The organism is Pseudomonas sp. B21-010 (genome assembly GCF_024749325.1).
Classification (GTDB): domain Bacteria; phylum Pseudomonadota; class Gammaproteobacteria; order Pseudomonadales; family Pseudomonadaceae; genus Aquipseudomonas; species Aquipseudomonas kilonensis.
This window is the reverse complement of record NZ_CP087198.1, coordinates 5,529,522-5,545,249: the sequence shown is the minus strand read 5'-3', so window position 1 is coordinate 5,545,249 and position 15,728 is coordinate 5,529,522. Positions and strand designations below refer to the sequence as shown.

At 61.7% G+C, this 15,728-nt stretch carries 12 protein-coding genes; 4 read left to right on the top strand and 8 right to left on the bottom strand.

What is annotated here, in order from left to right; genetic code table 11:
- Positions 1-47: 47 nt before the first annotated feature.
- Positions 48-404, bottom strand: a complete 357-nt coding sequence (locus LOY50_RS24725; RefSeq protein WP_253469541.1) for a PilZ domain-containing protein — start codon at positions 402-404, stop codon at positions 48-50.
- A 158-nt stretch (positions 405-562) separates the two neighbouring features.
- On the opposite strand from LOY50_RS24725, the gene LOY50_RS24720 reads away from it, so the two are divergent.
- The 3 genes from LOY50_RS24720 (at position 563) to yjiA (ending at position 3,959) form a co-directional block, all read left to right on the top strand.
- The gene (locus LOY50_RS24720; RefSeq protein ID WP_258689425.1) at positions 563-2,629 is read left to right on the top strand and encodes a carbon starvation CstA family protein; all 2,067 of its coding nucleotides are present in this window, start codon (positions 563-565) and stop codon (positions 2,627-2,629) included.
- Positions 2,630-2,644: 15 nt separating this feature from the next.
- Positions 2,645-2,842, top strand: a complete 198-nt coding sequence (locus tag LOY50_RS24715) for a YbdD/YjiX family protein (protein WP_003201656.1) — start codon at positions 2,645-2,647, stop codon at positions 2,840-2,842.
- A 148-nt stretch (positions 2,843-2,990) separates the two neighbouring features.
- Entirely contained in the window at positions 2,991-3,959 is a 969-nt protein-coding gene (yjiA, locus tag LOY50_RS24710) for a GTPase (protein WP_258691275.1), read from the top strand.
- A gap of 147 nt (positions 3,960-4,106) precedes the next feature.
- On the opposite strand, the gene LOY50_RS24705 is transcribed toward yjiA, so the two are convergent.
- The 5 genes from LOY50_RS24705 to LOY50_RS24685 all read right to left on the bottom strand — a co-directional run bounded on the left by LOY50_RS24705 (position 4,107) and on the right by LOY50_RS24685 (position 12,583).
- Positions 4,107-4,805: a GntR family transcriptional regulator gene (locus LOY50_RS24705; protein ID WP_258689423.1), complete on the bottom strand. Its 699-nt coding sequence runs from the start codon at positions 4,803-4,805 to the stop codon at positions 4,107-4,109.
- 22 nt (positions 4,806-4,827) lie between these two features.
- Positions 4,828-5,532 carry a FadR/GntR family transcriptional regulator gene (locus LOY50_RS24700; protein ID WP_258689421.1) on the bottom strand — a complete coding sequence of 235 codons (705 nt, stop codon included), beginning with the start codon at positions 5,530-5,532 and terminating at the stop codon, positions 4,828-4,830.
- Between the two features lie 59 nt (positions 5,533-5,591).
- Positions 5,592-6,905 carry a C4-dicarboxylate transporter DctA gene (locus tag LOY50_RS24695; protein ID WP_253469533.1) on the bottom strand — a complete coding sequence of 438 codons (1,314 nt, stop codon included), beginning with the start codon at positions 6,903-6,905 and terminating at the stop codon, positions 5,592-5,594.
- A 347-nt stretch (positions 6,906-7,252) separates the two neighbouring features.
- The gene (gene glyA, locus LOY50_RS24690; RefSeq protein ID WP_072347783.1) at positions 7,253-8,506 is read right to left on the bottom strand and encodes a serine hydroxymethyltransferase; all 1,254 of its coding nucleotides are present in this window, start codon (positions 8,504-8,506) and stop codon (positions 7,253-7,255) included.
- 228 nt (positions 8,507-8,734) lie between these two features.
- Positions 8,735-12,583 carry an EAL domain-containing protein gene (locus LOY50_RS24685; RefSeq protein WP_253469530.1) on the bottom strand — a complete coding sequence of 1,283 codons (3,849 nt, stop codon included), beginning with the start codon at positions 12,581-12,583 and terminating at the stop codon, positions 8,735-8,737.
- A gap of 271 nt (positions 12,584-12,854) precedes the next feature.
- Here LOY50_RS24685 and ettA point away from each other — a divergent pair, with 271 nt between their 5' ends.
- Complete coding sequence (ettA, locus tag LOY50_RS24680) at positions 12,855-14,519, top strand: energy-dependent translational throttle protein EttA (protein WP_018601028.1); 1,665 nt, start codon at positions 12,855-12,857, stop codon at positions 14,517-14,519.
- Between the two features lie 246 nt (positions 14,520-14,765).
- Here ettA and LOY50_RS24675 read toward each other — a convergent pair whose 3' ends face one another.
- Both LOY50_RS24675 and LOY50_RS24670 read right to left on the bottom strand, forming a co-directional pair.
- Positions 14,766-15,257 carry a GreA/GreB family elongation factor gene (locus LOY50_RS24675; RefSeq protein WP_258689417.1) on the bottom strand — a complete coding sequence of 164 codons (492 nt, stop codon included), beginning with the start codon at positions 15,255-15,257 and terminating at the stop codon, positions 14,766-14,768.
- A gap of 74 nt (positions 15,258-15,331) precedes the next feature.
- Positions 15,332-15,688, bottom strand: a complete 357-nt coding sequence (locus LOY50_RS24670; protein WP_253469524.1) for a hypothetical protein — start codon at positions 15,686-15,688, stop codon at positions 15,332-15,334.
- Positions 15,689-15,728 lie beyond the last annotated feature (40 nt).

Genomic DNA, 15,728 nt, shown 5'->3' with positions numbered 1-15,728 from the left:
CAGCCCAGCGGGAGCAAGCTCCCTCGCCACAGGGGATCTCGGTGCTGTCAGATATGAATCAACGCCGCCAATTCCCGCTCCAACTCGTCATGGTCGCCCAGGTTCAGCTCTACCAGCCGGCGTAGGTGTGCGATGGAGTCCAGGTCAATGTGCTCGCAGGCGAAGCCCAGGTGACCATGGTCATCATGGGCCAACCGAACTTCCATCTTGATCTCAGCATCAGGGCTCAAATGAATATCGGCCATGAAAGGTTGTTCGATATCGCCAAGCCAGGGTTCGGGTTTCTTGATCAGCAAACCCTTGAGGGACAGATCCAGCAACTCTACCGGCCAGATGAACGGGCCCTGGCTCAGCTCGGTCCTGGCATGGAAGTCAACTCGTACGAAGCGGCGACGTTCGCTCATTACGCATTCCCTCTGAAGATTCATTGACTATAGACCCTACTGAGGGAGCCTCGTCACCATTTGGCAATCGACAGACGAATGTCGAGTATGGCCTTTGCCCGGGTTAGCGCTAAACTCCAATGGCAATCTTTCTTGTCCACCCTGGCTGGAATATAAAAATGAAAAATAATAATAGCCTGCTACGCCATCTGCCCTGGCTACTGCTGGCCGTCGTAGGAGCGTGCGCCCTGGGCGTTGTGGCATTGCGTCGAGGCGAGGCGATCAACGCCCTCTGGATCGTCGTCGCAGCCGTGGCCATCTACCTGGTCGCCTACCGCTACTACAGCCTCTTCATCGCCAACAACGTGATGCAACTCGATGCGCGCCGGGCCACCCCAGCCGTGCTCAACAACGATGGCCTGGACTACGTCCCGACCAACAAACACATTCTCTTCGGTCACCACTTCGCGGCCATTGCCGGCGCGGGGCCGCTGGTCGGGCCGGTGCTGGCGGCGCAGATGGGCTACCTGCCCGGTACGCTGTGGCTGATCGCTGGCGTGGTGCTGGCCGGTGCGGTGCAGGACTTCATGGTTCTGTTCCTGTCCACCCGCCGCAACGGGCGTTCCCTGGGTGACATGGTCCGTGAGGAAATGGGCCGCGTCCCTGGCACCATCGCGCTGTTCGGCTGCTTCCTGATCATGATCATCATCCTCGCGGTGCTGGCGCTGATCGTGGTCAAGGCCCTGGCCGAGAGCCCATGGGGCATCTTCACGGTGATGGCGACCATCCCGATCGCGATGTTCATGGGCATCTACATGCGCTACATCCGCCCGGGCCGCATTGGTGAAATCTCGGTGATTGGCGTGCTGTTGCTGCTGGGCTCGATCTGGCTGGGCGGGCAAATTGCTGCCGATCCGGTCTGGGCCAAGGCCTTTTCCTTCACCGGGATCCAGATCACCTGGATGCTGATCGGCTACGGTTTTGTCGCGGCGGTGCTGCCGGTGTGGCTGATCCTGGCGCCGCGGGACTACCTGTCGACATTCCTCAAGATCGGCACCATCGTCGCCCTGGCGATCGGCATCCTGGTCACCATGCCCGAGCTGAAAATGCCGGCGCTGACCCAGTTCACCGACGGCACCGGGCCGGTATGGAAGGGCGGTCTGTTCCCGTTCCTGTTCATCACCATCGCCTGCGGCGCGGTCTCGGGTTTCCACGCGCTGATCTCCTCGGGCACCACGCCCAAGCTCTTGGATAACGAAACCAACGCCCGCTACATCGGTTACGGCGGCATGCTGATGGAGTCCTTCGTGGCGATCATGGCCATGGTCGCGGCTTCGGTCATCGAGCCGGGCGTGTACTTCGCCATGAACAGCCCGGCGGCGATCGTCGGCGGTGACGTGGTGGCCGTGGCCCAGACCGTCAGCAGCTGGGGTTTTGCAATCACCCCCGAGGCGCTGCAAGCGGTGGCCAAGGACATCGGCGAGACCACCGTGCTGGCCCGTGCCGGCGGTGCGCCGACCCTGGCGGTCGGTATTGCGCAGATCCTGCACTCGGTGCTGCCGGGTGAGAACACCATGGCGTTCTGGTACCACTTCGCGATCCTGTTCGAAGCGCTGTTCATCCTCACCGCCGTGGACGCCGGCACCCGTGCCGGGCGGTTCATGCTGCAGGACTTGCTCGGCTCGTTCGTGCCTTCGCTCAAGCGCACCGAATCCTGGCCGGCCAACCTGATCGCCACCGCCGGTTGCGTAGCGATGTGGGGCTACCTGCTGTACCAGGGCGTGATCGATCCGCTGGGCGGCATCAATACCTTGTGGCCACTGTTCGGCATCTCCAACCAGATGCTGGCCGGTATCGCCCTGATGCTCGCCACCGTGGTCCTGATCAAGATGAAGCGCCAGCGCTACGTCTGGGTCACGCTGCTGCCGGCGGCCTGGCTGCTGATCTGCACCACCACCGCGGGCCTGATCAAGCTGTTCGACGCCAATCCGGCGATCGGCTTCCTGGCCCTGGCGCGCAAATACAACGATGCCCTGGCCGCCGGCCAGGTCCTGGCCCCGGCCAAGAGCATTGAGCAGATGCAGCACGTGGTGTTCAACGCCTACACCAATGCGACGCTGACGGCATTGTTCCTGTTCGTGGTCTTCAGCATCCTGTTCTACGCGCTCAAGGTCGGCATCGCCGCCTGGGGCACCAAGGAACGCACGGACAAGGAAGCGCCATTCCAGGCCTTGCCGGACGCTTGATAGGGGATTGCAACGATGTTCAATGACTTGAGTCGCCTCGGTAAATACCTCGGTCAGGCCGCCCGCCTGATGGTCGGCATGCCCGACTACGACAACTACGTCGAGCACATGCAAACCAAGCACCCGGACAAACCGTTGATGGACTACGAGGCGTTCTTTCGCGAACGCCAGGAGGCCCGTTACGGCGGCAAGGGTGGGCCCAAGTGCTGTTGAACTGAGGTCGATCCCCTTGTGGGAGCGAGCTTGCTCGCGATAGCGGAGTATCAGTCACGATGATGGCGACTGACCCGACGCCATCGCGAGCAAGCTCGCTCCCACATTGGTTTGTGCTTTTCTTTAATTTCGAAACAGGAGAATCATGTTGTCCTCTCCCATCCCGGTCACCATCCTCAGCGGCTTCCTCGGCGCCGGCAAGACCACGCTGTTGCGCCATCTACTCAAGGCCGAGCACGGCCTGAAAATCGCCGTGATCGAGAACGAATTCAGCGATGCCGGCATCGACACCCAACTGCTGGGCGACGAGCCGGTGCAAGTCATGACCCTGGCCAACGGTTGCGTGTGCTGCACCATCCACACCGACCTGACCAAGGCCCTGTACCTGTTGCTCGAGCGGCTGGACAGCGGCGAGATTGCCTTCGATCGCCTGGTGATCGAATGCACCGGCCTGGCCGACCCGGCCCCGGTGGCGCAGACTTTTTTCATCGACGAGGACCTGCGCGAGCGCTATATCCTCGACGGCATTCTTACGCTGGTGGACGCAGCTCATGCCGAGATCCACCTGGCCCAGGCCATCGCCCAGGCCCAGGTCGGGTTTGCCGATCGCCTGCTCCTGAGCAAGACCGACCTGGTGGACACGGCCCAGGTCCAGGCCCTTGGCGAGCGCCTGACGCGCATCAACCGGCGGGCACCCATCAGGGTGGTGGAACACGGCAAGATCGACCTGGCCGAACTGCTCGATATTCGTGGCTTCAATCTCAATGCGGACCTGGGCGCAGGGTTCAGCCTGCGACCGGTCGGCAAGGCCACCCCGGGCGATCGCATCAGCAGCCTGGTGCTGCGTACCGACAAGGCGCTGGATATCGACAAGCTCAGCGAGTTCATGAATCAGTTGCTGGAAGAACACGGCAAGCAATTGCTGCGCTACAAGGGCGTGCTGAACATCGCCGGCGAACCCCGTCGGTTGGTATTCCAGGGCGTGCTCAAGTTGTACGGTTTCGATTGGGACACCGAATGGGCCCCCGGCGAGGCCCGGGAAAGCGTGATCGTATTCATCGCCGATGAACTGCCGGAAGAGAAGATCCGCGCCGGCTTCGAAGCCGCGCTACTTTGACGACGCTTTGCCTGCGACTATCAACAATGTGCGACAAAAGAGCTTCTTGTGGCGAGGGAGCTTGCTCCCGCTGGGGGGCGTAGCCGCCCTCGCTTTTTTGGCGGTTGCTGCGCAACCGAGCGGGAGCAAGCTCCCTCGCCACAACCGCTATGCGACCAGCAGTTTTTGCTCCAGATGGTCCAGGTGCTCGTCCATCAGCCGCACCGCTTCGTTGACGTTGCGGCCTTCCACGGCGTCGACGATTGCCAGGTGTTCCTGCCAGGCACAGTGCCTGCGAGACTTGATCTCGTGTCGGGCCAGGGCCAACGAGGTCAACGGCACCAGGCTGCCGAGAAATTGCATTAACGGCGCGTTGCCAGCCATGGCGGCCAGTTGCAGGTGAAACTCGCCGGACAGGCGGATCGCCGGGCCACGCTCGCCACGAGCCAGGCACTGGCGCTCGCGCTCCACCAGATCGCGCAGCTGTTGCAGGTCCTTGGGCTGCGGCGCCTTGCAGGCCAGGCGCACCAGGGTCTGCTCTGCCAGGCGGCGAGCGTGGAGGATCTGCCGGGTCTGCTCCAGGTTTGGCGCGGCAACCTGTGGCCGGTGGTTGGGCCGCAGGATCACCACTTGCTGATGGGACAGGCGTGCCAGAACGCGGCGAATGACGCTGCGGCTGACGCCGAACACATCCCCCAGGCTTTCCTCGGTGAAGCGGCTGGCCGGGGCAATGCGTTGTTCGAGGATGGCGTCGAAGATCTGCGGATAGATATCGTCCACCGACGGTTTGCCGATCCGGCCGGGCAGGGGCAGGGTGGCCAGCACGTTGTGGTTGTGCTGGGGTTGAGGGGGCATGAGGTTGTTCATGGCGGTCTCCACAGGCAATGGCTCAAGTGCCGAGGTTGTCGTCCGGAATGTTCAATTCGATGCCCATACGCTGGCCTTCCCGGAGAATATGCCGGCGCATTTCGGCGCTGGCCTGGGCGCTGTTCTTGCCCCGGATGGCACGGACCACGGCTTCGTTTTCTTCCAGGCGTTCGGCCAGGTGCTCGGGCGAATTGCGCAACACATCGGCGCTCTGCTTGAGGGCGTTACTGGTCTGCTGGACCACGTTCTGGAAAATCGGGTTGGACGTCAGGGCAAACAATTCTTCATGGAAGGCGATGTAGGCGTTGGCGCAGGCATCGCTGTCGTTGGCTTCCAGGGCTTCGCGCATGTCCATGAGGGTCAGGCGCAACTGGCCGATTTCCTTGCTGCTGATGGACTGGGCCACCAGGCCAACGATGAACGGTTCCAGGGTGTAGCGCAGCTGCAGCAGGTCTTCCAGGCTCGCGCCGGCCATGGCGCTGCCTTCACCGGCAGCATCGTTGAGGTGGGCCTCCAGCACCACGACACCTTTGCCGGGCATCGAGCGCACCAGGCCCAGGGTCTCCAGCACAATCACCGCTTCACGCAGGCTGGGTCGGCTGATGCCCAGTTGCTCGGCCAGCTCGCGCTGGCCGGGCAGCATGTCGCCCGAGCGCCACTGGCCCCGGGCGAGGGCGGCGCGGAGTTTCTCCACCACGGAATTGACGACGGTCGATGAACTGATCACATGTGACTCCTTGAAAATCGATCAGGCGATGCCGGTTCGCGGGCCGGCATCGCCGTCTTTCAGAATTGCTGGTGATGGGCACTGCCCACCGGTTTCCTGGGTTGGAAGGTATAGCCTTGTTGGCCGGACAGCACCTTGCGCGCCCGAGGGATGTCGATGTCTTTTTCCCAGCGGGCAATCGCCACGGTGGCCACGCAGTTGCCAATCAGGTTGGTCAGGGCACGACCGATGCCCATGAACCAGTCCACGGCCAACACCAGCACCAGGCCGACCACCGGGATTGCCGGGATCGCCGTCAGCGTCGCTGCCAGGATCACCAGCGCCGAGCCGGGAATCCCATGGGCACCCTTGGAGGTGATCAGCGAGACCAGCAGGATGGTCAACAGATCGCTCATGGCCAGGGGCGTGCCGGTCGCGTTGGCGATGAAGACAATGGCCAGGGTCAGGTAGATCGAAAAACCATCCAGGTTGAACGAGTAGCCGGTTGGAATGACCAGGCCCACGGTAGAGCTGCCGATGCCCAGGTGTTCGAGCTTGCGCATGATCTGTGGCAGCACGGCATCGGACGATGCGGTGCCGAGTACGATCAGCAGCTCTTCGCGCAGGTACTTGAGAAACGGCAGCATTGGCAGGCCCGACGCACGCATCACCAGGCCGAGGATCAGCGTGACGAAGGCGATGCAGGTCAGGTAGAACAGGCCGACGAGGCTGCCCAGATGCTGCAGCGAGTCCAGGCCATATTTGCTGGTGGTGAAGGCAATGGCGCCGAACACCCCGATGGGCGCCAGGCGCACGATCATGCCCATGATGCGGAAGATCACATGGCTGAGTTCGTTGATCAGGCGTGAAATGCCGGAAGCAGCGTCACCAACAAGGTTCAACGCGCTGCCGAACAGCACGGCAAACAGCAGCACCTGCAGGATGTTGTTTTCCGCGAACGCGCCGATTACCGAGGTCGGGATCAGGTTCATCAGGAACTGGGTGGTGGTGACCATGTGCTGGCCGCGCTGGGCGATATCGTTCACATCAGCGCTGGAGAGCTGCTCCAGGTGGATGTTCGCGCCGCTGCCAATGCCTGTGCTGAAAGCAAGGACCAGGCCGATGACCAGGGCAATGGAGGTGAGTATTTCGAAGTAGATGACCGACTTGAGGCCGATGCGCCCGACCTTCTTGAGATCGCCGGCGCCGGAGATGCCGCTGACCACCACGCAGAACACGATCAGGCCGATGAGCATCTTGATCAGCTTGATAAAACCGTCGCCGAGGGGTTTGAGCTGTGCAGAATATTCGGGAAGGGTAAGCCCGCAGACGATGCCGAGCACCAGTCCGAGGACAACTTGAAGGAAGATCGACCGCGAGCACCATTTGAGCATGGGAGGGATTCCTGGTTCGGTGTCCTTGTTCGCCAGGGAGGGCTGGCGTCGGGACTTCATTGTTGTGGTCTTACCGGTTTGTCCAGTGCAGGCGCAGTCTAGGCGCTGTTTTCGCGGGGATGCAAGCTCGATTGTGATGATTTGGTTTTACCGGTCTTACCAGTTGGGGTGAAAGCCCTGTGCTTGAGCGTTTTCTCGGCAGGAAAAAAGTCGCCAGCTGCCTGAGCGAGTCAGTAAGGAAATAACAGCTATGCACACCCTGGTCTTCGGCGTGCATCCGAGCAGGCAATAAAAAAGGCCCGCATCTTTCGATGCGGGCCTTGTTCAACTGCGCTCTGGCGGGCTAATTAAGCGCCGTAGACCGGCAGCTTCTTGCAGATAGCCTTGACCTTCTCACGCACGGCGTCGATGACCGCTTCGTTGTTCAGGTCCGCCAGGATGTCGCAGATCCAGCCGGCCAGTTCCTTGCACTCGGCTTCCTTGAAACCACGAGTGGTCACGGCCGGGGTGCCGAAACGCAGGCCCGAGGTGACGAACGGAGAGCGTGGGTCGTTTGGCACCGAGTTCTTGTTGACGGTGATGAACGCCTTGCCCAGCGCCGCGTCGGCGTCTTTACCGGAGATCTCTTGCTTGATCAGCGAGAGCAGGAACAGGTGGTTTTCAGTACCGCCGGACACCACGTCGAAGCCGCGCTCGATGAACACGCCGGCCATGGCCTTGGCATTCTTCACCACTTGTTGCTGGTAAGCCTTGAACTCAGGTTGCAGCGCTTCCTTGAAGCAGATCGCCTTGGCTGCGATCACGTGCTCCAGCGGGCCACCCTGGGCGCCCGGGAAAACAGCGGAGTTCAGCTTCTTCTCGATGTCGGCATTGGCGCGCGCCAGGATCAGGCCGCCACGTGGACCGCGCAGGGTCTTGTGGGTGGTGGTGGTGACCACGTCGGCGAATGGCACCGGATTCGGGTAGACGCCAGCGGCGACCAGGCCGGCAACGTGGGCCATGTCGACGAACAGGTAGGCACCGACCTTGTCAGCGATCTCGCGAAAGCGCGGGAAGTCGAGGACCTGGGAGTAGGCGGAGAAACCGGCCACGATCATTTTCGGCTTGTGCTCGAGGGCCAGGCGCTCGACTTCGTCGTAGTCGATCAGGCCGTTGCCGTCGATGCCGTACTGGACGGCGTTGTACAGCTTGCCGGAGGAGGAAACGCTGGCGCCGTGGGTCAGGTGACCGCCGTGGGCCAGGCTCATGCCCAGGATGGTGTCACCGGCCGACAGCAGCGCCAGGTACACGGCGGAGTTGGCTTGGGAGCCTGCGTGCGGCTGGACGTTGGCGTAATCGGCACCGAACAGTTGCTTGGCGCGGTCGATGGCCAGTTGCTCGACCACGTCGACGTACTCGCAACCACCGTAGTAACGCTTGCCTGGGTAGCCTTCGGCGTACTTGTTGGTCAGTACCGAGCCTTGAGCTTCCATCACCGCGGGGCTGGTGTAGTTTTCCGAAGCGATCAGCTCAATGTGCTCTTCCTGGCGCTGAGCTTCTTGCTCCATGGCGGCAAAGAGATCGGCGTCGTACTTGGCAATAGTCAAATCACGGCTGAACATGGCGGTCCTCAAGGATCGGGGGCAGAAAAGGGGGGCATTCTACCTCAACCGGTTTTGGAAGGCATATGAAAGGGCGTCATGTCGCGGACGAATGGGTTTCACGCGCCATTCTGCGTTGCCCTGGCGGGCCTCATCGCGAGCAAGCTCGCTCCCACATTGGACCTGCGTACACATAACCTGTGGGAGCGAGCTTGCTCGCGATGAGGCCGCTACAGGCGCTGAAGGGCCTCAGTCGAGCATGAACAACGCATCATTGCTGAACTGCGCTTCAAACCGGGTGGCCGGCATCGGGCGGCCGAACAGGTAGCCCTGGACTTCGTCGCAACCGTGTTCGCGCAAGAAGTCCAGTTGCTCGTGGGTCTCGACACCCTCGGCGATCACCGCCAGGTTGAGGCTGTGAGCCATGGCGATGATCGCCCGGGCGATCTGTGCATCCTGCTCGCCGGACGGCAGGCCGTCGACGAAGGTGCGGTCGATCTTCAGCACGTCGATGGGGAATTGCTTGAGGTAGTTGAGCGACGAATAACCGGTGCCGAAGTCATCGACGGCGATGCTCAGGCCCAGGTTTTTCAGCCCGGCCAGGATCTGCATCGCCTCGCTGACTTCGCGCATCAGGATACTTTCCGTCAGTTCCAGCTCCAGGCAGGCTGGCGGCAGGCCGGTGCTGCGCAGGATATTGGCGATGCGCGTGCCCAACTGGCCGTCGGAGAACTGCCGGGCCGAAATGTTGACCGAGACCTTCGGCACCCGGACCTTGGCCTGGTGCCACGTTCTGAGCTGCCGACAGGCCTCGGTGATGACCCAGTCGCCGACGTCCACCACCAAGCCGAGTTCTTCGAGTACCGGGATGAAATCCCCCGGCGGCACCAACCCGCGTCGCGGATGGCGCCAGCGCAGCAGGGCTTCGGCGCCAGTCAAACGTTTGCCATCGCCGCTGAACTGCGGCTGGTAATACAGCACGAACTCGTTCTGTTCCAGGGCGTGGCGCAGGTCGCTTTCCAGCTCCAGGCGCTCCAGGGCGCTGGCGTTCATGTCGGCCTGATAGAACTGGAAGTTGTTCTTGCCACGCTCCTTGGCGTGATACATGGCGGTGTCGGCATTTTTCATCAATTGGCTCAGTTCGTTGCCGTCCTGGGGGCTCAGGGCGATACCGATACTGGCGGTGACGAAGAACTCCCGGCCTTCGAGCACGAATGGCCGGACCAGGCTGGCGAGGATCTGCTCGGCTACGTTGATTGCCCGGTTCAGCGCCATTTCGCGGCTGGCGCGTGGTTGCAGCAGCAGGGTGAATTCATCGCCACCCATGCGTGCCACGGTGTCGTCGTCGGCGACGCAGCCGAGCAGGCGCGTGGCCATTTCCTTGAGCATCCGGTCGCCGGCGGCATGGCCCAGGGAGTCGTTGATCGGCTTGAAGCGGTCCAGGTCGAGGAACATCAGCACGACCCAGGACTTCTGCCGCTCGGCCGATTGCAGCGCGGTGTGCAGGCGATCCTGAAACAGCGTGCGGTTGGGCAGGTGAGTCAGGGCATCGTAATAGGCCAGGCGATGAATGCGCTGCTCGCTGGCCTTGCGCTCGCTGATGTCGCTGAAGAAGCATACATAGCTGGCCAGGTCGCCTTCGTCATCCAGCACGGCCGTAATGCCGACCCAGGCCGGGTAATGCTCGCCATTGCGGCGCTTGAGCCAGACTTCGCCTTCCCAGGTGCTGTGCTGTTGCAACTGCTTGAGCACGTAGCGCAAGTGGGCTTCCTGCTGTTCGTCCACGGTCAGCATGTTGGGCAACTGGTCCAGCACTTGCGACACGGCATAACCGCTGACGCGACTGAAGGCTTCGTTGGCCTGGACAATGTAGCCGGCCGGGTCGGTGATCAGGATCGCCGAGGTCGAGTGCTCGAAGACCGTAGCGGCCATGCGCAGGTCTTTTTCGGCGCGACGCTGCTGGCTGATGTCGCGACCGACGCCGAGCACGCCTTCGAACGCGCCGTGTTCATCCCACACCAGTACCAGCCGAAGCTCGATGGGAATCTTGCGCCCGTCGGCACGCAGGCAGTCGAACAGGAACAACTGGGTCTGCATCTGGTTGCGCAGCTCGGCCAGTTGGTCGGGCTTGTCGAGGGCTTTGCTGACCCGGTCCATCATGCTGTAGATGCCGGTCAGTTGTTGCGGGTTGGCGATGATCGATTGCCAGCCGTTCTGGAAGATCCAGTCGGCGGTGTAGCCCAGCACCGCTTGCACCGACGGGCTGACGTAGTTGAGCGAAAGCTTGTTGTCGGTGGAGAAAATCACGTCGCTGATGCTTTCGGCGAGCATCCGGTAGCGTTGCTCGCTGTCACGCAGCGATTCGCTGGCCTCGATCTGCTCGGTGATGTCCTTGGCTACGCCGATGATTCGTGTCACCTGGTTTTCCCGGTCACGGGCCAGGGCCTGTTCGCGGATGTCGAAGCAGCGCCATTTGCCATTGCGATGGCGAAAGCGCAGTTGGCATTGCAACAATTGCGTGTACCCGCCCCGCCGTTGTGCCTGGCGCAGGCTGTGGTAATGATCGGCATCGTCGCTGTGCAGCAGGATTTCCCAGAAGTACTCGCCCATCTGGTGCAGTTCGGTGCGGTCGTACCCCAGGGTCTGGCCCAGGTGGTGGTTGCTGAAGATCATCCGCTGGCTGATGACGTCCTGCACATAGAGATGATCCGGCACGGTGCGCACCACGTCGGACCAGAAACCCTCGCGTTCGAGCAGCGAGAGCTCGATCAGCTTGCGGCTGGTGATGTCGCTGATGCTCAGGATGACCGCGTTATGGTCTTGCTGTTTTTCCGGCAGGCGCAGCACCAGCCACAGGTACTGGTCGCGGCCATGGGCGTCCTGGAGCTTGATTTCCAGTTCCAGTTGCTTGTGTTGATCGAGCAGCGCTTCGAGCAGCTTCGAGCCGACGGGGTTGTTGTCCTGCGCACCTTTGCCGACCAGCAGTTGCCAGGCCTGGTCGCAGGAATCGACATTGAGCAGCTTCAACGCCATCTGGTTGACTTCGGTGACGTGGACTTCCTGGCGCAATTGCTCAAGTTGATGGGAGGTTTTCGTCCAGGCGCGCAATTGATCGCCCGTGTGCAGGCCGGCCCGCTCAAAAAAGGCCTTGAGCCCCGATAGGTCAAGCACGCACAGGGCCACGCCAGTGCCTTCGAAAATATCCTGGTAGCGCCGCCGACCTTCATGCAACTGCCGCTGACGCCGGCGCATGTTCAGGAGCGCAATCACCGGCAACAACGAAAACGCCAGGCCCAGCAGGCATTTGCCGATGAAGGCCGGCAGCAGTTGTTCGATCACCTGGCGACGGTCGAACAGCCCCCGCAGTTGCCAGTCGCTGCTGCTCAAGGGCACGGTCAGTACGGTGTTCTCCAGGTCATCCGGGGACAAATGGGTAGGGCTGCTCGAGGGCAGGTTTTCGTCGCGGCTGATGATCTGCTGGTTGAGACGGTTTTCCACCAGCCACAGCGGGCGCAGCCCCATATCGGTCTGCTTGGTCAGGGTGGAGAAAAAATTCGGGTTCAGGCGCAGGGCCCAGTAGCCACGGCTACTGCCGCTGGCCTGGTGCAACAATAGATGCACCACGGAGCCGTCTTCGGCATTGCTGAAATAATGGGCCTGGGCCCGGCTGCGCCGCACCAGCTCGCCGAGGTAATCGGCGTCGGGGCTGTCGGCGTCGCTGTCACTGAGTACTCGGCCGGAGGGGCTCAGCAGGGCCAGGCTGCGCAGTTCAGGCAGCGATTGCTGGAGTTTGCGCACCAGTGCCTGCTGTTCGTCGGTCGTTTGTGGTTGTTCGACGATCGGTAGCAGGTTGAGGGCGATTTGCGCGTTCAGGGCCATGTTCAGGCTGACCTGCGCGGCGAGATCGGCGGTGTAGTCGATGGTGTATTGGCGTTGTTGCTGTTGGGTTTCGCGCAGTTGGTCGAGCAATTGCCAGAACAGCAAGCCGAGCAACAGCAACACCAGTGTGGCCAGCGCACTCTTCAATGTCCCGCGCAGGGGCGAGCCGGGCACGACAGCGGGTGCGCGAGGGGACAGGGGCGGAGTGACGTTGGACAAGCTGTAATCCTGCAGTTTGCTGGACTGGCGCGACGTGCACTATAAGCCGGACGCCCGAAGGGCGGCTAGCATGCCTTGACTTGTGGCAAAGTGCCAGCCCTTGGCGGCTGGACCTTGACCGACGGTTGAGGTAGCTTTGCCGGTCAAACAAGAGCGTTCCAGCTCCAGATTCCCAGGCTCTATCCGCGCGCAGGCATTGATGACCGTCAAGAGCCGGCGCCGCGCATGGCCTGGCTCGTTCTTTTCACCTGTCACTGACGCTAGGTTCACCATGGCTCAATACGTCTTCACCATGCATCGGCTGAGCAAAGTTGTTCCGCCGAAGCGGGAAATCCTGAAAAATATTTCACTGTCCTTCTTCCCCGGCGCCAAGATCGGCGTACTGGGCCTCAACGGTTCGGGTAAATCCACGCTGCTGAAAATCATGGCCGGCGTCGATAACGAATTCGACGGCGAAGCCCGCCCGATGCCGGACCTGAACATCGGCTACCTGCCCCAGGAACCTCAGCTGGACCCGAGCAAGACCGTCCGTGAAGTGGTCGAGGAAGCGGTCAGCGTGATCAAGGACGCCCAGGCGCGCCTCGACGAGGTCTATGCCGCCTACGCCGATCCGGATGCCGACTTCGACAAGCTGGCCGCCGAACAGGCCAAGCTCGAAGCGATCCTGCAGGCCAGCGACGGCCACAACCTGGATCGCCAGCTGGAAGTCGCCGCCGATGCGCTGCGCCTGCCGGCCTGGGACGCGAAGGTCGAACACCTGTCTGGTGGTGAAAAGCGCCGCGTGGCCCTGTGCCGCCTGCTGCTATCGGCCCCGGACATGCTGCTGCTCGACGAACCGACCAACCACCTGGACGCCGATTCCGTCGCCTGGCTCGAACACTTCCTGCACGACTTCCCAGGCACCGTGGTTGCGATCACGCACGACCGTTACTTCCTGGACAACGTCGCCGGCTGGATCCTGGAACTCGACCGCGGCGCAGGCATTCCGTACGAGGGCAACTATTCGGGCTGGCTGGAAGCCAAGTCCGATCGTCTGGCCCAGGAATCCAAGCAGCAGTCGGCCCATGAAAAAGCCATGAAGGAAGAACTGGAGTGGGTGCGCAAAGGCGCCAAGGCCCGCCAGTCCAAATCCAAGGCCCGTCTGCAACGCTTCGAGGAAATGCAATCCCAGGAATTCCAGAAGCGCAGCGAAACCAACGAGATCTACATCCCGGCCGGTCCGCGCCTGGGTGACAAGGTCATCGAGTTCAAGAACGTCACCAAGGGTTATGGCGACCGCGTGCTGATCGACAACCTGTCGTTCTCCATGCCAAAAGGCGCCATCGTCGGTGTGATCGGCGGTAACGGCGCGGGTAAATCCACGCTGTTCCGCATGCTGATGGGCAAGGAAACGCCGGATTCGGGCAGCATCGAAATCGGTGAGACCGTGCAACTGGCCTGCGTCGACCAGAGCCGCGAAGACCTGGACGGCAGCAAGACCGTGTTCCAGCAGATCTCCGACGGTTCCGACCAGATCCGCATCGGCAACTATGAAATCCCGTCGCGCACTTATGTGGGCCGCTTCAACTTCAAGGGCGGCGACCAGCAGAAGTTCGTCAAGGACTTGTCCGGTGGTGAGCGCGGTCGCTTGCACCTGGCGTTGACCTTGAAGGAGGGCGGCAACGTCCTGCTGCTCGACGAACCGTCCAACGACCTCGACGTCGAAACCCTGCGTTCCCTGGAAGAAGCCTTGCTGGACTTCCCGGGCGCCGCCATTGTGATCTCCCACGATCGGTGGTTCCTCGACCGCGTGGCGACCCACATCCTGGCATACGAAGACGACTCGCAAGCGGTGTTCTTCGAAGGCAACTACACCGAGTACGAAGCCGATCGCAAGAAACGCCTCGGCGAGGCTGCTGCCCAGCCGCATCGCGTACGGCACAAGAAATTGGCCTGATTCGGTCGGTTGCATGAAAAACGGAGCCTTCGAAGGCTCCGTTTTTTTATGCATGTAAATCCATTGTGGGAGCGAGCTTGCTCGCGATAGTGGTGTGACAGTCAGTGGAAATGTTGACTGGCACTCCCTCATCGCGAGCAAGCTCGCTCCCACAGTGTGTAAGGCTTAATTGATGGGGCTACCCGAGCACCGCGTAATATCGAGCCTTGTTAGAAGCTTCAGGCATGTTTAAACCGGTCGGTAGTATCACTGGAGATCTATCGCAACGACCTCGATAACGAGATTTCCCAATGGTCGCTCCCATGTCACCTCATCCCCAACCTTCGCCCCCAGTAGCGCCCGTCCCAGCGGCGAGCCCCAGTTGATCAGCCCACTGGCCGCATCGGCCTGGTCTTCCCCGACCAATTGCACCCGCTGCTCATGATCATGCTCATCGACAAAGGTCACCCAGTGTCCGATCCGCACTTGATCGGATGAAGTCGGCGCAACGACCTGGGCGCTTTGCAGGCGCTGCGTGAAATAGCGCAGATCCCGTTCAAGGTCGGCGATCCGCTGCTTGTCCGCCAGCTCCCCTCGGCTCGCCTGCTGGGTGTGCAGCGCCTGCAACTCGGCGACCCGGGCCTGTAGCTGGGCAAGTCCGGTGGGCGTGACGTAGTTGGGTTGCGCGCTGACCTGGCGTTCGACCGGCTGGTCGGCCTGGGCAGCGGCATTATCTTCGTTGACGAAGGCGCGGCTCATGACATTTGCTCCTCTGCATTGGAGTTTGGGCCATGGTCACAGGGTTTTGGTTTCGACGGATGTCTGTACGCGACTTATGGCGAGCGATAAGCCCGGGCGGCGTCCTGGTCTTTCTGTTGCTGCCAGGCCCGTTCACGCTCGTCCCAATGGCGCTCGCGATAGGCATTACGCTCTTCGCTCTCGCGCATGGCCTGGCACTGGCGGAAGCCATCGCTCCAGCCCTCGGCATAACGCGGATCCTTGAGGTAACGCGGCACGTCTTTCCTGAATTGGCCGGTGATCACCCCGGCGGCTTGCCGGCCACTGCTGCAACCGTCGTCGTAGCCGTCGGCGAACGCTGGCGGATAACCCCGGGCGATCAGGTCTTCGTGGGTGGTTTCACAGCCACCGAGCAACATCAACATACCCAGGACCACTGCCGTGCGCTTCATTTCTGCTTTCCTGCCGAATCCCGCTCATACGATAAGTCTA

Coding starts and splice junctions, on each gene's coding strand:
- LOY50_RS24705 (WP_258689423.1), bottom strand. CDS start 4,805: ATGAACAACCTCATGCCCCCTCAACCCCAGCACAACCACAACGTGCTG.
- LOY50_RS24725 (WP_253469541.1), bottom strand. CDS start 404: ATGAGCGAACGTCGCCGCTTCGTACGAGTTGACTTCCATGCCAGGACC.
- LOY50_RS24695 (WP_253469533.1), bottom strand. CDS start 6,905: ATGCTCAAATGGTGCTCGCGGTCGATCTTCCTTCAAGTTGTCCTCGGA.
- ettA (WP_018601028.1), top strand. CDS start 12,855: ATGGCTCAATACGTCTTCACCATGCATCGGCTGAGCAAAGTTGTTCCG.
- LOY50_RS24720 (WP_258689425.1), top strand. CDS start 563: ATGAAAAATAATAATAGCCTGCTACGCCATCTGCCCTGGCTACTGCTG.
- LOY50_RS24715 (WP_003201656.1), top strand. CDS start 2,645: ATGTTCAATGACTTGAGTCGCCTCGGTAAATACCTCGGTCAGGCCGCC.
- LOY50_RS24670 (WP_253469524.1), bottom strand. CDS start 15,688: ATGAAGCGCACGGCAGTGGTCCTGGGTATGTTGATGTTGCTCGGTGGC.
- LOY50_RS24675 (WP_258689417.1), bottom strand. CDS start 15,257: ATGAGCCGCGCCTTCGTCAACGAAGATAATGCCGCTGCCCAGGCCGAC.
- glyA (WP_072347783.1), bottom strand. CDS start 8,506: ATGTTCAGCCGTGATTTGACTATTGCCAAGTACGACGCCGATCTCTTT.